The sequence below is a fragment of the Sphingomonas benefaciens genome, assembly GCF_052907485.1.
Genome location: NZ_JBREIC010000001.1, coordinates 1205669 through 1223173 on the forward strand (window position 1 = coordinate 1205669; position 17505 = coordinate 1223173).

The window sequence follows — 17505 nt, forward strand, 5'->3', positions numbered from 1 at the left end:
TGTCGTTCAGAGGTGATTTGGTTAATGAATCCGGGCCGTCCGGGCACAGCAGGGTGTGCCCGTCCGCGCCAACAGGGGACGACGCGATGCGGGTGCTGCTGATCGAGGACGAGCCGACGACGGCCAAGGCTATCGAGCTGATGCTCGGGACGGAAGGTTTCAACGTCTACACCACCGACTTGGGCGAAGAGGGCTTGGACCTCGGCAAGCTCTACGACTACGACATCATCCTTCTCGACCTCAATCTGCCGGACATGCACGGCTATGACGTGCTGAAGAAGCTGCGTGTCGCGCGGGTGCAGACGCCGGTGCTGATCCTGTCTGGCGTCAACGAGATGGATTCGAAGGTACGCAGCTTCGGCTTCGGTGCCGACGATTACGTCACCAAACCCTTCCACCGCGAGGAGCTGGTCGCGCGCATCCACGCCGTGGTGCGCCGGTCGAAGGGTCATTCGCAGAGCGTCATCCGCACTGGCAAGCTGGCGGTCAATCTCGACGCCAAGACCGTCGAGGTCGACGGCGCCCGCGTGCACCTGACCGGCAAGGAATATGCGATGCTGGAGCTGCTCTCGCTCCGCAAGGGCACCACGCTGACCAAGGAAATGTTCCTCAACCACCTGTATGGCGGGATGGATGAGCCGGAACTGAAGATCATCGACGTCTTCATCTGCAAGCTGCGCAAGAAGCTCAGCCTGGCCTGCGAAGGCGACAATTATATCGAGACGGTGTGGGGCCGCGGCTATGTGCTCCGCGAACCCGAGGAAATCACGGCGGTTGCGTAACGCCTGCGGCCCCCGCCATCCGGCGGAGGCTCAGGCGACGATCCGGTCGGCCAGCATCCGGTAAAACAGGCCGATGTCGGCCAGCTCCCGCCCCGCCGGCCGCAACTCCGCGCCGAGCGGGAAGGTCTGCAGATCCTCGGACACCGGGCAATACCAGCCCGCCGTCATCCAGCGCCCGTCGCGTTCGTCGGCGCGCGACACGACACCGCCGGTGTGGATCAGGCAGGCACGGGTACGGCCAAGTGCGCGCAATCGCCGCTGGTCGGTGCCTTGCGAAAAGGGCGCGATCTTGTTCGCCATGTTGCGCTGGACCGTGACGGCCGGGGCATGGCCCGTCGCCTCGTCGATCAGCAGGTGCAGGAAGCGGTCGAGCTCCCCCAGACAATTGGCGATGTAGCGCCGGCGCACCTCCGCGGCGCGCGGCGACGATCGGCCGCCGCCGGGCAACAGGCGCGGCCCGCCGTCGGCGAGAAACCCCGCCGCCCGCGTCAGCGTCTGATAACGACGGTCGATCAGGACTTCGCCCGCCGCATCATCGCGGCCGCTCGACGATTACCGGCGGGGTGCGCTGCGACTCACGGCGCCGCTCGGCAAGATCGGCGCGGGCCGCCATCGCTTCCCAAGAGGCGGCGGCACGACTGCAGCGCTCGCGGACGTTCTCGAGCACCGCTTCGCCGGCGGCGCGATGCTGTTCCGCCGCCTGATGACGGTAGAAGGCAGCGGATTTGGACGGGGCGTCGCTCACCGACCGTCGCTCCGATTGAGTTCGGCGATGACGGCAGCGAGCCCCGGCTCGCCGTCGATCGCCAGATCGATCGGCCGACCGCCGAGCGCGTCGTCCGGCGTGTTGAGGAAGGCGATGACCCGGTCACGGTCGCGGAAGGCGCGCCATGCTGCGTCCGCGACGACCGCCTGCCGCCGCTTCTGGCCATCGTCGAGCTTGACGCGCGGCTGCACCGGTCGAAAGCGCTGCGTCTGACGGGGCGTGTCGCTCATGCCAGGGGCACCAGTGGGGTGGCATTGCCGCGCGCGACCTGCGTCATCGTCTCGATCCGGCGAGCATAGCCGCGGGCGAGCTGGCGGTGACAGAGGCGCGCCTCGACGCTGGCGGCGGCGTCGGCCATCATCAGGGCGACCTGATGGCGATGGAGAAGATAGTTGAGGCCCATGACAGGTCTCCCGTTCCGTAAGCGGGAGCACACTCGGTCTCTCAGTCACGATCGCCTACAGGACGATTTGATCGTGATATGTGTTATATAGGGATCAAACGGCACATCCGCCACCCCGTCCGTCAGCGTAGCACAAAACCTTCGGGCTGGATCGCCGGCGGCAGGTCGTGTCGACCCGTCGCGGCCAGCAGATCACGCTCGACGGTGCGGACCAGCGCGTCGAGCGGCAGGTCGTTGTCGTCGTCGCCGAACGGGTCCGACAATTCGTCACCCAGGGCGTCGAGGCCGAAGAAGGCATAAGCGATGACCAAGGTCGGCAGCGGCACCCACCAGCCGAGTTCGGGAGCGAGCGCGAACGGTAACAGGCAGCAGAACAGATAGACGATGCGGTGCAGCAGCAGCGAATAGCTGAACGGCAGCGGCGTCGTCGTGATGCGCTCGCAGCCGCCCTGGACATGCGCGAGTTCGGTCAGCGTACCCTCCAGCACCGAATAGCGGATTGAATCGATAATGCCGGACTCGAGCAGCGACAGGCAGCGCCGCCCGACCTCGCGCAGCACGGCGTCCGTTGGATTGGGCAGACCGTCGGGCAAAGCGGGCCACCAGGGGCGGATCGCCGCCGCCTCGTCGCGATCGCGCAGCCGCGCGCCCAGCCCGCCGGCGAAGCCGCACACCATCTCGAGCATCGGCGCGCGCTCTGCGATGGGCAATGTCGCGGTCTGGCGGGCGAAGCCGCGCGCCGCGATCACCAGCTGGCCCCACAGCCGACGCCCCTCCCACCACCGGTCGTAACAGGCGGTGTTGCGGAAGCTCATGAAGATCGACAGCGAGAGGCCGAGCAAGGTAAACGGCATCGCCGACAGATGCCCGACCATCGCCGGCCGCGCCCCGACCAGCAGCACGGCGCCGATCGACAGCGCCCCGATGAAGGCCAGTCGCCCGGCGATTCGTGGCAAGATCGAACCACGCATCGCGAACAGCACGTCGGCGAAGCGCGGTGCATTGCGGACGATCATGCGGCCCCCTCCCGCCCCCGCGGTTACTTGCGTTCCCAGACCTTCTGCGCGCCGATCCAGGTTTCCAGCACCTTGGTCGCGCGCAGATCCGCCGGCGAGGCGGCGAGCGGATCGCGGTCGAGGACGATGAAATCGGCGAGCTGCCCCGGCTGGAGCGAGCCGAAATCCTTTTCGGCGAAGGCCGCATAGGCCGCACCGCCGGTATAGGCCCACCATGCCTGCTCCCGGGTGATGCGCTCCTGCGGCTGCCAGCCGTCAGCGGGCTCGCCGTCCGGTCCCTGGCGGGTGAAGGCGGCGGCCCAGCCGGCCCAGGGATCCGGCTTCTCGACCGGAAAGTCCGATCCGAAGGCGAGGTGGGCGCCGTTCTTCAGCATCGACGCCCAGGCATAGGCGCCGGCCAGCCGCTGCGGCCCCAGCCGCGCCTCCGCCATCAGCCGGTCGCTGGTCTCGTGCACCGGCTGCATCGAGGCGACGATGCCGTTGCGGCCGAAACGCGGCAGGTCGGCCGGCGCGACGATCTGCGCATGCTCGATCCGCCAGCGGCGGTCGCCCTTGTAGGTATCGGACAGTTCCTCAATGGCGCCGAGCACCTGCGCATTGGCGGCGTCGCCGATCGCGTGCACGGCGACCTGATAATTGTCCATCGCCGCGCGGCTCATCAGGTTGCGGATCAGCGTGTCGGACATGAAGCCCGCGCCGGACTGGCCGGGCGCATCGGCATAGGGCTGTTTCAGCCAGGCCCCGCGCGAGCCGAGCGCGCCATCGGCATAGAGCTTGACCCCGGCCAGCTTCAACCGGCCGTCGTACAGCCACGGCGTCGGCCCGGTGCCGCCGATCATCAACGTGGTGTCGACGCCCATGCCGTAGCTGACGATGCGGACGCGCAGCGAGTCCTTGTCGCCCATCCGGCGATAAGTCATCCAGTCGTCGAGGCTGCTGCCCATGTCGGCGACCGCGGTGACGCCATAGCCGAGCAGCAAGTCCTGCGCGCGCAGGAAGGCGGCGTTACGATCCTTGGCGAGCGGCGCCGGCACCACCTTCCGCACCAGCTCCATCGCCGCATCGACGAACACGCCGGTCGGCCGGCCGCCCGCCTTCTCGATCCGCCCGCCCGCCGGCGACACCGTCTGTGCCGTGATGCCCGCGGCCTTCATAGCGGCGCTATTGGCCCAGGCGGCATGGCCATCGGCACGCTCCAACCACACCGGGTGGTCGCCCGTCACCTGATCGAGTTCGGCCGCGGTGGGGAAGCGGCCCAGGCCCCAGCTTTCCTGGTTCCAGCCGCCGCCGAGAATCCAGCGCCGGTCCGGATTGCCCTGAACATAGGCGCCGATACGCGCCTGCGCCTCCGCCAGGCTGCGGGCGCTGGACAGGTCAAGCTCGAGCGTGCGGAAACCTTGCTCCATGACATGGCCGTGCGCGTCGAACATGCCCGGCACGACGACCCGCCCCTTCATGTCCGCACGCCATGCATAGCGCGGCCCGGGGTTCTTCTTGGTCGGCTCCGGCGTCTTCTCGCCGAGCGGCACGAGCCGCACGACGCGCCCCTTTGCATCGACGATGATCGCGCGGAAGCGGACGACATGCTGCTGCGCGTCGAGCGCCATGCCGTTGACGTTGTCGACGATCGCGTCAGCCGCCGCCGCGCCGGGCAGCAGGCCGAAACAAGCGAGGATGGCGGCGGCGGAACGGCGGGCAGTGCGCCGAGTTGCGGGTTCGGACATGCGCCTGCCATATGGCGGCGACACGCGATTGGCGAGAGGTCAGCCGTGCCGTTTGGCCTACTGATCGCGATCGCCGCCGCGGCACCGGCGCCGATGGTCGGCGATTACCGCTTCACTCACACCTACCCGATGGTCGAGGAACGCCTGCCGACGCTGCGCCGGTGATTGGATGCAGACGGAGAGAGGCTGCGCTTGCCGCACCGCGCGCAGCGTGTCCGCCGAGCGCATCGATGCCGCGCGCAACGGCGTTCCGTTCCACCGGGAGACGGGAAAGGTCGGGAAGGTCGCGACCGATACGCCGCTGCATCCGCCGGTTCCCCACGTCGCCTTTATCGGCTAGCGGTCCGGCATGGCCTCCCAACGCGTTGATGCATCCGCCCTGCCCGTCTCGCTCGCCGACGTGCGCGAGGCGCATGCCCGTATTCGCGATTCGATCGTCCGGACGCCGACGCTGATCAGCCGCACCCTGTCGGGCATGACGGGCGCGCAGGTCTTCCTGAAATTCGAGAATCTGCAGTTCACCGCCGCCTACAAGGAACGCGGCGCGCTCAACACCCTGCTGCAACTGTCCGACGCGGCGCGGGCGAAGGGCGTGATCGCCGCCTCGGCCGGCAACCATGCGCAGGGCGTCGCCTATCACGCCAACCGGCTGGGCATTCCCTCGACCATCGTGATGCCGCGCACCACGCCGACGGTGAAGGTGGTGCAGACCGAAAGCCACGGCGCCACGGTCGTGCTGGAGGGCGAGACGTTCGACGCCGCTTATGCCCACGCCCGCGTGCTGGAGGCGGAACGCGGTTTCACCTTCGTCCACCCCTTCGACGATCCGCGCGTCATCGCCGGTCAGGGTACCGTCGCGCTCGAAATGTTCGAGGACGTGCCGCAACTCGATACCTTGCTGACGCCGATCGGCGGCGGCGGCTTGATCTCCGGGATGGCGACGGTCGCGCACGCCCAGCCGCATCGGGTCGAGGTGGTCGGCGTGCAGGCCGAACTCTATCCCTCGATGTACAACCGCATCCGCGGCACGCATCTGCCCTGCGCCGGCGATACGCTGGCCGAGGGCATCGCCGTCAAGGAGCCGGGCGGCCTGACGGCTCAGATGGTCGCCGCGCTGGTCGACGACATCGTCCTGGTCGGCGAGCGCAATCTGGAGGAAGCGGTCAGCCTGCTGCTGCAGATCGAGAAGACGGTGGTCGAGGGCGCGGGCGCTGCCGGTCTCGCGGCGTTGCTCGCCTTCCCCGAGCGGTTCCGCGGCCGTCATGTCGGCGTGGTGCTGTGCGGCGGCAATATCGACACGCGGCTGCTCGCCAACGTGTTGTTGCGCGACCTCGCCCGCTCGGGCCGGCTGGCGCGTCTGCGCGTGCGGCTGCAGGATCAGCCTGGCGCCCTGTACAATGTCGCCCGCATCTTCGACCAGCAGCGGGTCAACATCATCGAAGTCTATCACCAGCGCATCTTCACGACGCTGCCGGCAAAGGGCCTGATCACCGATATCGAATGCGAGACGCGCGACGCCGCGCATCTCGATCGGCTGATCGCGGCGCTGCGGGCCAGCGGTTACGAAACCAGCATGGTCGAGCAGGCCTAAGTCATCGGCGGACCGGGCCGGGCGAGCTTTGCCCGGTCGCGGCCGTGCCGATCGTCGATCCGCCGTGGCGGCGAATCGCATCAGGCGCGAAAAGGGCGCCGCGGTCAGGCCGCGACGCCCCTTCGTCATCCACGTGACGTGGATCAGTTGCTGCTGGCGTTATCGTCCTGCACGATCGCGACGACGCCGATCGCCACCACGCCCGCGGCGATGATCGCCGCCAGGATGCCGCCGCCACCGGCGCCGAGCTTGCTCTTGCCGCTGGTCGGCGCGCCGGCGCGGACCGACTTGGCGACCGACAGCGATGCCGCCGGATTAGCCGGGGCGGCGAAAGCCGGCGCCGCGGCGATCGGCGACGCGACGAGAGCGAGGGCGGCCATCGAACCGGAAAGCAACTTGGTCATAGGGAATACTCCAATGGTCAATTCGCCCATTGTAACAGGAACCCACACCGATGGTTCCGCAGCGCAGCAAGATGATCGTTCGGCTCGTCGCATTTTATGGTTACGACCGGCTTAGGCGAAATTAACCAACAATGATGGTAAAGCTCCTTCTCAGAGCGGCTTACGTGATTCATATAGACGTGGCGCCGCGCATCAGGTGTCACTTTCATCCATCAGGAGTCCGCCGGCGGTGACTGCGCCCTTTCGTTTCCCGCGCTTCTTCGTCACCAGCCCCGCCCCCTGCCCCTATCTGCCGGGCCGGCAGGAGCGGAAGGTGTTCACTGAACTCAGCGGGCCCCATGCCACCGAGCTCAACGATGCGCTGAGCCGGATCGGGTTCCGTCGCTCGCAGGGCGTCGCCTATCGCCCGTCATGTGCCGGCTGCACCGCCTGCCTGTCGGTACGCGTCGTCACCAGCGACTTCATCCCCAATGCGACCCAGCGCAAATTGCTCAAGCGCCACGACGGCATCGAGGTCACCGCCTGTCGCCCCTGGGCGACCGACGAGCAATTTCAGCTGCTCCGCCGCTATCTCGCGGCGCGCCACCCCGGTGGCGGCATGGCGGGAATGGACGAAGATGATTATGCCGACATGGTCGAGCATTCGCCGGTCCAGTCGCTGGTCATCGAATATCGCCTGCCCGCCAAGGATGGGCAGCGCGGGCGACTGATCGGCGCCTGCCTGACCGATCGGCAGGTGGACGGTCTGTCGATGATCTACAGCTTCTTCGACGCCGGCGCGGATTCGCCCCCCGGCCTCGGCAATTTCATCATCATGGACCATATCATGCGCGCGCGCGATGCGGGGCTGCCCTATGTCTATCTCGGCTATTGGGTGAAGGGATCGCAGCGGATGGCGTATAAGACGCGCTATCGGCCGATCGAAGTGCTCGGCCCGAACGGCTGGCGGCTGCTGGAGGACGAGACGGACGGCGGGACCAGCGACGCCGTCGCCGCCTGACGATCAGATCGGGTCGCTCTCCGCCTCGACGACCACGCCGTCGGCGCTGACCTCGCGATCGGGACCCTGCCGCCCGAAGTGGACGCGGACGCCGCCTGCGGTGACCATCTTGGCAACCGGCGCCGCGGCGGCAAGGTCCTTGGCGCGGCCACGGTGGACGGTGACGCCGCTGTCATCGATTGCATCGCGATAGACGGTAGCGACCTCGCTCGCCGGTGCCGGGGCCAGCGGCACGGCCGAAGCAATGCCCGGCTCGACCCCGACATAGCTGGCGCGGAAGCTCAGCGCCTGTTCCATCGCGCCGCGCCACCGATAGAAGATATGCGCGCCGACCGCACCGATGCGGGTCAGGCTGGAAGCCCACCAGGGCAGCACGTAATTGGCATGGTAGAAGGTCGCCGAACCGATCGGCGCATAGACCTGGCCGGCGAGCGCGGCGGCGGCGACCTGCGCCGCGCGGCTCCAGGCGATCGGATCGCGGCGGAAGGCCATCGACCCGTCGCAGGTGAAGGAGAATTGGCAACCGGTGCGGCGCTGCGATCCCTGATAGACGACGCCGCAGACGCTGTGCGGAAACGCGCGGTCGCGGACGCGGTTGAGCACCACCTGCGCCACGGCGCGCTGGCCGTCGAGCGGTTCCGACCGCGCCTCGTAATAGACCGCCGCGGTCAGGCATTCGGCCGCGCGTCGCGCATCCTCGTCGCTGCGCGCCTGTGCGAAGAACGCCGGTGCTGCTTGGGCGAAGGCCGGTGCGGCATCGTCGGCCGCCGACGCGGTCAGGTTGCGCGGCAATGCCGCGACTTCGGGCACGTCGAGCGCCAGGTCGCGCAGCAACTGGCGCGGCGACGCCGCCGGCACCGTCTGACTGACATGCGCGCCATGCGGGCCGCCCGGCGTACACGACGATGCCGCGAACAGCACGATGCCGAGCGACAGCCGGACAGACAAGGAATTGCGTGACGACCCCACATGGCCGCCCTAGGGGCTAAGTGCTTAGGAAGCGGTTAAACGTGAAGGGCGGCGGGCCGTGCCGCTATTGCTCGCGCACGGTGACGTCGACCGCCAATTCCTCTTCGCCCTCGCCCAGCCGCGATCCCGCCACCGGCGCGGCGCCCGCCGCGTCGAGCGCGATCGCCACCCGCACCACTTCCTCCTCGGGCGATCGGCCGGCCGACGGGTCGAAGGCGATCCAGCCAAGCCCATCGACATGGACTTCCGCCCAGCCATGGGGCGTCGGCCGGTGCGCGCCGTCGGCGAGGCTGTAGCCGGACACGTAGCGCGCCGGCGCGCCGAGCGCGCGTGCACCCGCCAGGAACATCTGCGCCATATCACGGGTCGTCGCGCTGGGTCGGGCAAAGGCCGCGGCAGCGGTCAGGCCGGGCTGCGGACGGCCGCAGTCGGGCGCGAACCGCGCGTGCAGGGCGCGGTTGAACCGATGCAGGGCGCCAAGCTGGCCGTCGCTCCCCCGCGCCTCCCGCGCGAATGCGGCCAGCGCCGCGTCCGCCGCCGTCGTCTCCGTCGTACGCAGGAACAGCGCCGGCGGCAGCACGTCGGCGACCCCGCGCACCACGCCGCTGGCATGGCTGGTCAACACTTCGCCGCGCACGGCGATCTCCAGCGAATCGATCGGCCCGTCGGCGTAGAGCATGGTGACGGCATTGCCGAAACCGTCGCGGCTGCGACGCATCCGCGCATCGCAATCGACGTCGATGCGCCAGCGCGCCACGGTCTGATCGTGACTATTCTCCGGCGTCAGGCGCAGCATCTGGACGATGCGCGTCTGCGGCGCGCTGAACCGGTAGACGGTGCGATGATCGATCGACAGTCGCATCAGCCGAACCGGAATTGCCGGCCGATCGCCTCGTGCAGGCGGCCGTTCTCGGCGATGAAGGCCTGCAGATATTGGTGCAGGCCGCCCAGGATGACGTCGCCGGACCGCGTCCGTGCCATCCGATTGGCCCGCGCACGCGCCATCCGGTCCGCCTCGCCATGCGTGCCGACCCGTTCGGCGAGCAGACCGAGAATGTCGACCGTCACCTCGGCGGACGCCACCAGGCTGCGTGGCAATTCGCCCTTGGCGATCAGCAGATCGATAACGTTCGCCGGGGTCAGCCCGTCCGAATAGAGCCAGCGATAGGCGGTCACCGCCGACACCGTCTGCAGCAATGTCGTCCACTGATCGCGATCGACCACGCCGCCGACCCGCTCGCCTTCCGGCAGCAGGATATGGTATTTGACGTCGAGCAGCCGCGCGGTGTTGTCCGCGCGCTCGATCGCCTGGCCGAGCCGGATGAACCAATGCGCCTGGTTGCGCAGCATCTGGTGCACCGCGCCTTCGAAGCCGCGCGTCTCGTTCTTCACCGCCTCGACCAGTGCCAGCGTCGCACGCGTGTCGCCGACGCCGGCGCGGTTTTCGAACACCAGCCAGGCGCGGTTGATCGCGGTCCACGCCTCGCGGCTCAGCGCGATGCGGACCGCGCGGGCATTGTCGCGTGCCCGGTCGAGGCAGCGGACCAGCGAACCGGGGTGGCTGGTGTCGAGCGTCAGGAAGCGCACGACATTGCGCTGGCGCAGCTCCGCGCCGCTGGCGGCGAAATCCGCCTCCGCTTCGATCACCGCCAGTGCCGACGACCAGGCGATCTCGCCCGCCGGCCGCGACGACATGACGTCGAGCCGCACCGTCGCCTCAATCAGCCGCGCGATGAAGTCCGCCCGCTCGAGATAACGGCCGAGCCAGTAGAGCGACGAGGCGGTCCGCGACAGCATCATGCGCCGTCGCCCTGCCGCTGCGTCATGCCGCCCAGCGTCTGACTCTGCATGCCGCCCGCATCGGGCAGCAGCACAAAACTGTCCTTGGTGCCGCCGCCTTGGCTGGAATTGACCACCAGCGAGCCCTCCTTCAACGCGACGCGCGTGAGGCCACCCGGCACCACCTGCACACCCTTGGCCCCGGTCAGCACGAAGGGGCGGAAGTCGACATGGCGCGGCGACAGGCCGCTGTCGGCGAGCGTCGGCACCGTCGACAGCGCCAGCGTCGGCTGGGCGATGTAGCGGTGCGGTTCGGCGATCAGCGCCGCGCGAAAGGTCTCGATCTCGTCGCGGCTGGCGGTCGGTCCGACCAGCATGCCATAGCCACCCGACCCGTCGACCAGCTTGACGACCAATTCGTCGAGATGGTCGAGCACGTAGCGCAACGCTTGCGGTTCGCGGCAGCGCCACGTCTCGACATTGGGCAGCTTCGCCTCGCCGCCGGAATAGAAGCGGACGATCTCCGGCATATAGCTGTAGATCGCTTTGTCGTCGGCGATGCCGTTGCCGGGCGCGTTGATGATCGCGACGTTGCCGGCGGCATAGGCTGCGATCAGCCCCGGCACGCCGAGCATCGAATCGGGACGGAAGATCAGGGGATCGAGGAAATCGTCGTCGATCCGGCGATAGATGACGTCGACCCGAACCAGCCCCGCGATGGTGCGCATCCACACGATGTCGTCGTCGACGACCAGATCGGCCGCCTCGACCAGTTCGATGCCCATCGAATCGGCCAGGAAGCTGTGCTCGTAATAGGCCGAATTATAGTGGCCGGGGGTCAGCACGACGCAGGTCGGCTGGCCGGCGCGGCCCGGCGGCGCGACCGATTTCATCGTCTCGAGCAGCCGGTCGGGATAGCTGTCGACCGGCGCGACGCGATACTGGCGGAACAGTTCCGGGCACAGCCGCACCATCGCCTCGCGATTCTCGATCATGTAGCTGACGCCGGACGGCGTGCGGGCATTGTCCTCCAGTACGTAGAATTCGTCGGGGCCGGTGCGCACCAGATCGATGCCGCAGATATGTGCCCAGATGCCGTGCGGCGGCCGCATCCCCGCGATCTCCGGCCGGAATTGCGGATTGCCGAAGATCAGATCGGGCGGCAACACGCCGTCCTTCAGGATGCGCCGTTCGCCGTAGATGTCTTCGAGGAAGGCGTTGATCGCCTCGACCCGCTGCACCAGCCCTTCCGACAGGCGCGTCCATTCGTCGTGCAGGAAGACGCGCGGCACGATGTCGAATGGGATGATCCGTTCGCGTGCCGCGGCATCACCATAGACCGCGAAGGTGATGCCGAGCTGGCGGAAGGTCGCTTCGGCCGCGGCCTGGCGGCGGCGCAGTTCGTCCGTGGGCGTAGCGTCGAGCCAGCGTCCTATGGCGGCCAGCGCGGGACGCGGCGGCGCCTCTCCCGAAAGCCCCATGATTTCGTCGAACGCCGGTCGTTTCCCCATCGGAACGGTAAAGCCCCCCGCCTGTCGCAAGTTCCATGCTGACAGCTTTGATGCGGCGCACAAGAGGGCGTTGGAAAATTGGCGAGCGGATTCGGTCCGTTATTTCAGCGCGGCGAGCATCCCGGGCGTCAGCACCTGCGGCAACACCTGCGGCGTCGCGGCGCCCGGCGCGTAATAGAGGTAGAGCGGCACGCCGGCACGGTTGTGCGCCTGGATGAAGCGGCCGAGCACCGGGTCGCCGTCGGTCCAGTCACCGACCAGCACCGCGACCTTGTGCTGCGCGAAGGCGGTACGGGTGGCGGCGGTGTCGATCGCGGCGCGCTCGTTGACCTTGCAGGTCAGGCACCAGTCGGCGGTGAAATAGGCGAACACCGGCCGCCCCTCACGCCGCAACTGCGCCAGCTTCGCCTCGCTGAAGGCATCAGCGCTCGCCGGCTTGACGATCGCCGTTCCGGTCAGCGCCGCGGCGAGCACGACCGAGGCGCCGACCGCGCCCACCGCCAGCGACCAGCCGAAGCCCTGCCCGCGCCTTTGCCGGCGCCCCCCTGCGATCAGCAGCGCCGCCGTCGCCAGCATCGTTACCACGCCGACGACCAGACCGAGCGAGCCCGCCTGCCGCCACAACAACCACAGCAGCGCCAGCGTGGTCAGCAGCATCGGCACCGCCAGAATCCGGCGCAGCCGCTCCATCCACATTCCCGGTCGCGGCAACCGCCGCCTGAGCGCCGGCACGAACCCGATCGCCAGGAACGGCAGCGCCAGCCCGAGGCCGAGGCCGCCGAACACCGCCAGCGCCGCCGGCCAGGGCAGCACCAGCGCCGCACCCAGGGCCGCCCCCATGAACGGCCCCGTGCACGGCGTCGCGACGAAGGCCGCCAGTGCGCCCGTCGCCACCGAGCCCAGCGCACCGCCACCGGTCGCGAAGCGCGGCGCCGGCACCTCGAACCGCCCGAGCAAATTGAGCGCGATCGCGAAGGTCAGGGCGACGAGCAGCACGATGACGCGCGGGTCCTGCAGCTGGAACGCCCAGCCGATCGCCGATCCCCCGGCGCGCAGCGCCAGGATCAGGCCCCCCAGTGCTACGCAGGTCAGCACCGCCCCCAGCATGTAGCCCAACGCATCGGTGCGCGCCTCGCGCTCGTCCGCCCCGCCCTTGGCCAGATGCAGCGCCTTCAGGCTGAGGATCGGGAAGACGCAGGGCATGACGTTGAGGATTAGGCCGCCGAGCACGGCGCCGGCAAAGGCCGCGAGTACCGCCGCCCAGCCGAAGCCGGCGCCGCCCGATCCGGTCGCAGCGACCGCGCCCGGCGCCGCCCGCACCGCCAGGCCGAGATCCTTGCCGATGCGCAGCACGCCCTCGATCGCGCCGCGCGGGCTGCCCTGCGTCGCGATCAGCAGCCGGTCGCCCTCGCGCGTCACGGTCTGCGGCGCGGCATAGGTCAGGCTGCCCGGCGTGCCGGCGAAGAAATAGGCGTTGGCCACCTTCGCGCTCGCCGGCAGCGGCACCGCGATGGTCAGCTTGCCATCCTGCACCTGATAGGCGGCGGGGGCGTCGAGCGGCTTGGGGATCGCCGCGCGCCAGCGGTCGAACGCCGCGGTATCGGCGGGCCCGCCGTCGCCGACCGTCAGGTCGATGCGCAGGTCCTGCTGTTCCGGCACGCAGATCGTGTCGGTGCAGACCAGGTAGCTGGTGTGCAGCCGCACCGGCAGATGCGTTCCCGGCGCCAGACCGGCCGGCACGTGCAGCGCGACGAGAGGCGCATACGGCGTATCATAGACGTAGTTCATCAGCCCCGCGACGACCAGCGTCGTCGGCACTGGCCATTGCGGCGCATCGGCGCGTGCGCCTTTGGCCAAGGTCCAGTCGAAGCTCGGCGGGAAGCCGGCGTCGCCGGTGTTGCGCCAATATCCGTGCCAGCCCTTCTCGGGCCGGGTGTCGAGCGCCAGCGTCACCACCTGCCCTGCGCGCGGCGCGGCGGTGTCGGCGACCAGGCGCATCGCGAGGTGCGGCGCACCCCCCGCCGGCGGCAGCGCGTCGGCCAGCGCCGGTCCCGCGGCGATTGCCGCGAACAAGGTCATGATTGCGCAACAGAGCGCGCGCATTGCGGTTCTTGCCCGTCCCATCGGGTCACGCCATAGCCGCACCGCCGTAGCAATACGAGCCGCCGCAACACGAGGTTGATGTTCTACGATGAAGGCTCTGTTCGCCGCCGCCCTGTTCGCGTCCGCCGCCGTCGCCGCGCCGCTCGCCGCCCAGCAATCCTCGCCGCGTGCGGTCGACACCGCCCCCGCTGCGGCCGCGCAGCCCGCTGCGCCGACGCCGACGACGCCGCTGTTCCCGACCACGCCGCCGAAGCTGATCGTCGCGATCTCCGTCGACCAATTTTCCGCCGACCTGTTCCAGCAATATCGTAATCATTTCACCGGCGGCTTCGCGCGGCTGCTGACCGGCGCGGTCTTCCCCTCCAGTTACCAGAGCCATGCCGCGACGGAGACCTGCCCCGGCCATTCGACGATCCTCACCGGCATGCGCCCCGCCCATACCGGCATCGTCGCCAACAATTGGATCGACCAGCGCGCGCCACGCGCCGACAAGATCGTCTATTGTTCGGAGGACGAGCGCGTGCCCGGCATGACGCACGACACCTATACCGTGTCGGACATGCACCTGAAGGTGCCGACGCTGGGCGAGATGATGAAGGCGGCCAATCCGACGACCCGCGTCGTCTCGGTCGCGGGCAAGGATCGCGCCGCGGTGATGATGGGCGGCCACAAGGTCGACGAACTGTGGTGGTGGGACGGCAAGACCTACGTCAGCTACGCCGGCCGGCCCGTGCCCGCCGCCGTGCAGCGCGGCCGTGATGCCGTCGCCCGGCTGATCGCGCAGCCGCAGCCGGCGTTGCCGCTGCCCGGTTTCTGCAAGCCGCTCGACCGGCCGATCAACGTCGCCGGCACGGCCTATGGCCAGGGGCGGTTCGAACGCGCCGCAGGCGACCTGAAGGCATTCCGCGCCTCGCCGGCCAGCGACGCCGCCGTGTTCGCGATCGCCGCCGGCCTGATCCAGGACATGAAGCTGGGCCGCGGACCACAGACCGACATCATCGACATCGGCGCCTCCGCCACCGACTATATCGGCCATTCGCTCGGCACCCAGGGTACCGAGATGTGCATCCAGATGGACCAGCTCGATCAGACTTTGGGCAGCTTCTTCGACACGCTCGACAGCTGGGGCCTTGATTATGAGGTGATGCTGACCGCCGACCATGGCGCGCACGACATGACCGAACGGCAGCAACAGCGCGCGATGCCGATGGAACAGCATGTCGCCGCCGACGCATCGATCAAGCACATCGCCGCCGCCATCGCTGCCGACCTGCATCTGTCCGGGCCGGTGCTGCTCGGCGCCGAAGGCGACGTCTATGTCGATCGCGACCTGCCCGCCGCCACCCGCGCCCGCGTGCTGGCGGAGGCGCAACGGCGTTTTGCCGCGCTGCCGCAGGTCGCCGTCGCGCTGACCCGCGACCAGATCGCGGCCACGCCCTTCGCCACCACGCCGCCCGAAACCTGGACGCTGGCAGAGCGCGCACGGGCGTCGTTCAATCCCGACGTCTCGGGCGATCTGCTCGTCCTGCTCAAGCCGCGGGTGACGACGATCGAAAAGCCGGGCCCCGGTTATGTCGAAACCCACGGCAGCCCGTGGGACTATGACCGCCGGGTGCCGATCCTGTTCTGGCGCAAGGGCATGACCGGCTTCGAACAGCCGCTGTCGGTCGAAACGGTCGATATCGCCCCGACGCTCGCCGCGACGATCCGCCTGCCCGTCCACGGCCTCGACGGCCGCTGCCTTGACCTCGATCCGGGGGCGGCGACCACCTGCGCCCAGTAGCGGGGCGGCTTGCCAAAACCCGCTGTCCTACACGGCAAAAGGAGCGCATGGTGCCGACAGCATGATGCGCTCTTTCTCATCGTTGTAAGGATCGTTCGCGACAGGGCGATTTTCCGACACGTTCAGGCGTCAATTGTGTCAAGACTCGCGGGGCGGGACGTGGCGTGCCGTGGCGTCGACCTCATCTCATCTTCCCCCGCCGCAGGCCGAAAGAGGATGCTTCAAGCCGCTCCGATCCCACTTTAAGGCGATGGCATGCACCGCTCGCTCCTGCTGCTCCCCCTCGCCATTCTCGCCGCCTGCGACCAGCAGCGCACCGTTCCGGAGCGTACCGACGACGGACAACGCCAGGCAGCTGAGGCGCAGGAGCGCAAGGCGATCGCGGGGATCGAGACGGACGTCCGCATCAAGACGTTGCAGGCGCAGGTCGACCGGCTGGAGGCGGAACTGTCCGAATTGAAGGACGGCAGGCAGGCGATCGACACGCAGTTGCTCTCACAACGGCTGACGGCGGTCGAGCAGCGCGTCTACGCCGCCGAACCGCCCGCCGCCACGCCGACGCCGATCGCGACGGCGACGCCGAAACCCTCCGCTGCGCGCACCACGGCCCCCCCGCGTGCCAAGCTCAAGCTCACGCTGCCCCCGCCGGAACGGTGATCCGCAGGGCCGCTGCCCGTAACGGAGCGGCTGGCACGCCCTAGCGCAGTTCGAACGGCCGGATGTTCCTCCCCAGCCGGTTTGCCCCGATCGCCAGCCGCTGGCGGGTGAAATCCGCCACGAACGCCGGACTGCCACTCGCCCCCGGCGCCAGCCGCGCGTCATTGTCGGCGATCACCAGCCCGGTCGCCGGAAACGTCTTCGCTTCCGCGGCGATGACGATCAGCGCCGACGCATTTTCCTTGTTGCGGCCCTGGACGAAGACGTTGCGCGCGATCGTGCCGGTGCCGCCCTCCGACAGGTCGATCATGTAATTGGTCTTGCGCCCGGCACTGTCGTCGAAGCTGTTGTCGGTAATCGTCGCATTGGGCACGCGCAGCTTGACGTAGTGGCCGCCGGTTCCCGCCTCGAACCGCGAATGCGTCACCGTCACGCTGCCGCGGTTGGACAGATAGATGGCGTGCGAACAGTTCACCGCCTCGTCGCACTGGCCGAGGCCGGAGAAGGTCGACCGGTCGATCACGATCCGCTGCCGCGTCGGCTCGCCGCCCAGGATGCCTTCCTGGCTGTCGAGGAACATCGCATTGGTGACGGTCAGGTCGCCCATCTCGGTGCGGATGCCGGCGCCATTGCCGTCCGACACGCTGTAGCCGCGGAACACCAGTCCATCGACCGTTGATCCCTGCCCCCGCAGCACCAGCGCGGCCTTGTCCTCGCACGCTTCCTTCTCGAAGATCGCGGTGCCCGGCCGCACCGCCTTGAAGGTGATCCGCCCGCCCTGCTGCACCGCGCACTGGCGGTAGACGCCGGGAGCGATCAAGATCGTGCCCGTGCCCATGCGGATCGACGACACCGCCTCCTGCAGGTCGGTAAAGCCCTGGCCGGTCTCGGCGACGGTGAAGGGGGCGCGCTTCTCCGCCGCGGGGGATGGGGAGGCAAGCAGCGCGGCAAGAATGACAGGAAGGGCGGCGCGCATGGATCGATATTCCTTCTGGCTCGCCCCGCCATGCCGCGCGC

At 68.8% G+C, this 17505-nt stretch carries 19 protein-coding genes; 6 read left to right on the forward strand and 13 right to left on the reverse strand.

Features of this window, described 5'->3' with window-relative positions; translation table 11 throughout:
- The first annotated feature begins 86 nt into the window (after window positions 1-86).
- Entirely contained in the window at window positions 87-782 is a 696-nt protein-coding gene (gene ctrA / locus ACU5AX_RS05980; RefSeq protein ID WP_198352225.1) for a response regulator transcription factor CtrA, read from the forward strand.
- A gap of 30 nt (window positions 783-812) precedes the next feature.
- Here the strand turns inward: ctrA and ACU5AX_RS05985 are convergent, their stop codons facing one another.
- From ACU5AX_RS05985 to ACU5AX_RS06010, 6 genes are all read right to left on the reverse strand, one after another.
- Complete coding sequence (locus ACU5AX_RS05985) at window positions 813-1190, reverse strand: hypothetical protein (RefSeq protein WP_198352224.1); 378 nt, start codon at window positions 1188-1190, stop codon at window positions 813-815.
- Between the two features lie 124 nt (window positions 1191-1314).
- A complete protein-coding gene (locus ACU5AX_RS05990) occupies window positions 1315-1527 on the reverse strand; it encodes a hypothetical protein (RefSeq protein WP_198352223.1) in 213 nt (70 codons plus the stop codon).
- Entirely contained in the window at window positions 1524-1778 is a 255-nt protein-coding gene (locus ACU5AX_RS05995; protein ID WP_446690030.1) for an MbcA/ParS/Xre antitoxin family protein, read from the reverse strand. Before ACU5AX_RS05995 ends, ACU5AX_RS05990 begins: the two co-directional genes overlap by 4 nt.
- Window positions 1775-1951 carry a hypothetical protein gene (locus ACU5AX_RS06000; RefSeq protein ID WP_446690031.1) on the reverse strand — a complete coding sequence of 59 codons (177 nt, stop codon included), beginning with the start codon at window positions 1949-1951 and terminating at the stop codon, window positions 1775-1777. The genes ACU5AX_RS05995 and ACU5AX_RS06000 overlap by 4 nt, the downstream gene beginning before the upstream one ends.
- Window positions 1952-2073: 122 nt before the next feature.
- Window positions 2074-2967: a bestrophin family protein gene (locus tag ACU5AX_RS06005; RefSeq protein ID WP_446690032.1), complete on the reverse strand. Its 894-nt coding sequence runs from the start codon at window positions 2965-2967 to the stop codon at window positions 2074-2076.
- Between the two features lie 23 nt (window positions 2968-2990).
- A complete protein-coding gene (locus ACU5AX_RS06010) occupies window positions 2991-4691 on the reverse strand; it encodes an amidohydrolase (RefSeq protein WP_446690033.1) in 1701 nt (566 codons plus the stop codon).
- A gap of 211 nt (window positions 4692-4902) precedes the next feature.
- Here ACU5AX_RS06010 and ACU5AX_RS06015 point away from each other — a divergent pair, with 211 nt between their 5' ends.
- On the forward strand, window positions 4903-5031 hold the full coding sequence (locus ACU5AX_RS06015; protein WP_446690034.1) for a hypothetical protein: 129 nt from the start codon (window positions 4903-4905) through the stop codon (window positions 5029-5031).
- 9 nt (window positions 5032-5040) lie between these two features.
- Window positions 5041-6282 (forward strand): threonine ammonia-lyase, encoded by a 1242-nt coding sequence (locus ACU5AX_RS06020; RefSeq protein WP_446690035.1) that lies wholly within the window; start codon window positions 5041-5043, stop codon window positions 6280-6282.
- 143 nt (window positions 6283-6425) lie between these two features.
- Here ACU5AX_RS06020 and ACU5AX_RS06025 read toward each other — a convergent pair whose 3' ends face one another.
- The gene (locus ACU5AX_RS06025; RefSeq protein ID WP_446690036.1) at window positions 6426-6686 is read right to left on the reverse strand and encodes a hypothetical protein; all 261 of its coding nucleotides are present in this window, start codon (window positions 6684-6686) and stop codon (window positions 6426-6428) included.
- A gap of 229 nt (window positions 6687-6915) precedes the next feature.
- On the opposite strand from ACU5AX_RS06025, the gene ACU5AX_RS06030 reads away from it, so the two are divergent.
- Window positions 6916-7686 (forward strand): arginyltransferase, encoded by a 771-nt coding sequence (locus tag ACU5AX_RS06030; RefSeq protein ID WP_446690037.1) that lies wholly within the window; start codon window positions 6916-6918, stop codon window positions 7684-7686.
- Window positions 7687-7689: 3 nt separating this feature from the next.
- On the opposite strand, the gene ACU5AX_RS06035 is transcribed toward ACU5AX_RS06030, so the two are convergent.
- From ACU5AX_RS06035 to ACU5AX_RS06055, 5 genes are all read right to left on the reverse strand, one after another.
- Window positions 7690-8634, reverse strand: coding sequence for a cell wall hydrolase (locus ACU5AX_RS06035; protein ID WP_446690038.1), 945 nt, complete (start codon window positions 8632-8634; stop codon window positions 7690-7692).
- A gap of 85 nt (window positions 8635-8719) precedes the next feature.
- Complete coding sequence (locus tag ACU5AX_RS06040; protein ID WP_446690039.1) at window positions 8720-9517, reverse strand: transglutaminase family protein; 798 nt, start codon at window positions 9515-9517, stop codon at window positions 8720-8722.
- Entirely contained in the window at window positions 9517-10452 is a 936-nt protein-coding gene (locus ACU5AX_RS06045) for an alpha-E domain-containing protein (protein ID WP_198353333.1), read from the reverse strand. The genes ACU5AX_RS06040 and ACU5AX_RS06045 overlap by 1 nt, the downstream gene beginning before the upstream one ends.
- Complete coding sequence (locus ACU5AX_RS06050) at window positions 10452-11945, reverse strand: circularly permuted type 2 ATP-grasp protein (RefSeq protein ID WP_446690040.1); 1494 nt, start codon at window positions 11943-11945, stop codon at window positions 10452-10454. Before ACU5AX_RS06050 ends, ACU5AX_RS06045 begins: the two co-directional genes overlap by 1 nt.
- Window positions 11946-12044: 99 nt before the next feature.
- Window positions 12045-14069 carry a protein-disulfide reductase DsbD family protein gene (locus ACU5AX_RS06055; protein WP_446690041.1) on the reverse strand — a complete coding sequence of 675 codons (2025 nt, stop codon included), beginning with the start codon at window positions 14067-14069 and terminating at the stop codon, window positions 12045-12047.
- A gap of 67 nt (window positions 14070-14136) precedes the next feature.
- Here ACU5AX_RS06055 and ACU5AX_RS06060 point away from each other — a divergent pair, with 67 nt between their 5' ends.
- Together ACU5AX_RS06060 and ACU5AX_RS06065 are read left to right on the forward strand one after the other, a co-directional pair.
- On the forward strand, window positions 14137-15831 hold the full coding sequence (locus tag ACU5AX_RS06060) for an alkaline phosphatase family protein (protein WP_446690042.1): 1695 nt from the start codon (window positions 14137-14139) through the stop codon (window positions 15829-15831).
- Window positions 15832-16086: 255 nt separating this feature from the next.
- Window positions 16087-16488: a hypothetical protein gene (locus ACU5AX_RS06065; protein WP_446690043.1), complete on the forward strand. Its 402-nt coding sequence runs from the start codon at window positions 16087-16089 to the stop codon at window positions 16486-16488.
- Window positions 16489-16528: 40 nt separating this feature from the next.
- Here the strand turns inward: ACU5AX_RS06065 and ACU5AX_RS06070 are convergent, their stop codons facing one another.
- Window positions 16529-17464: a right-handed parallel beta-helix repeat-containing protein gene (locus ACU5AX_RS06070; RefSeq protein ID WP_446690044.1), complete on the reverse strand. Its 936-nt coding sequence runs from the start codon at window positions 17462-17464 to the stop codon at window positions 16529-16531.
- Between the last annotated feature and the right edge of the window lie 41 nt (window positions 17465-17505).

Coding starts and splice junctions, on each gene's coding strand:
- ACU5AX_RS06005 (WP_446690032.1), bottom strand. CDS start 2,967: ATGATCGTCCGCAATGCACCGCGCTTCGCCGACGTGCTGTTCGCGATG.
- ACU5AX_RS06070 (WP_446690044.1), bottom strand. CDS start 17,464: ATGCGCGCCGCCCTTCCTGTCATTCTTGCCGCGCTGCTTGCCTCCCCA.
- ACU5AX_RS06040 (WP_446690039.1), bottom strand. CDS start 9,517: ATGCGACTGTCGATCGATCATCGCACCGTCTACCGGTTCAGCGCGCCG.
- ACU5AX_RS05995 (WP_446690030.1), bottom strand. CDS start 1,778: ATGAGCGACACGCCCCGTCAGACGCAGCGCTTTCGACCGGTGCAGCCG.
- ctrA (WP_198352225.1), top strand. CDS start 87: ATGCGGGTGCTGCTGATCGAGGACGAGCCGACGACGGCCAAGGCTATC.
- ACU5AX_RS06050 (WP_446690040.1), bottom strand. CDS start 11,945: ATGGGGAAACGACCGGCGTTCGACGAAATCATGGGGCTTTCGGGAGAG.
- ACU5AX_RS06045 (WP_198353333.1), bottom strand. CDS start 10,452: ATGCTGTCGCGGACCGCCTCGTCGCTCTACTGGCTCGGCCGTTATCTC.
- ACU5AX_RS06060 (WP_446690042.1), top strand. CDS start 14,137: ATGAAGGCTCTGTTCGCCGCCGCCCTGTTCGCGTCCGCCGCCGTCGCC.
- ACU5AX_RS06000 (WP_446690031.1), bottom strand. CDS start 1,951: ATGGGCCTCAACTATCTTCTCCATCGCCATCAGGTCGCCCTGATGATG.
- ACU5AX_RS06065 (WP_446690043.1), top strand. CDS start 16,087: ATGCACCGCTCGCTCCTGCTGCTCCCCCTCGCCATTCTCGCCGCCTGC.
- ACU5AX_RS06010 (WP_446690033.1), bottom strand. CDS start 4,691: ATGTCCGAACCCGCAACTCGGCGCACTGCCCGCCGTTCCGCCGCCGCC.
- ACU5AX_RS06025 (WP_446690036.1), bottom strand. CDS start 6,686: ATGACCAAGTTGCTTTCCGGTTCGATGGCCGCCCTCGCTCTCGTCGCG.
- ACU5AX_RS06020 (WP_446690035.1), top strand. CDS start 5,041: ATGGCCTCCCAACGCGTTGATGCATCCGCCCTGCCCGTCTCGCTCGCC.
- ACU5AX_RS06055 (WP_446690041.1), bottom strand. CDS start 14,069: ATGGGACGGGCAAGAACCGCAATGCGCGCGCTCTGTTGCGCAATCATG.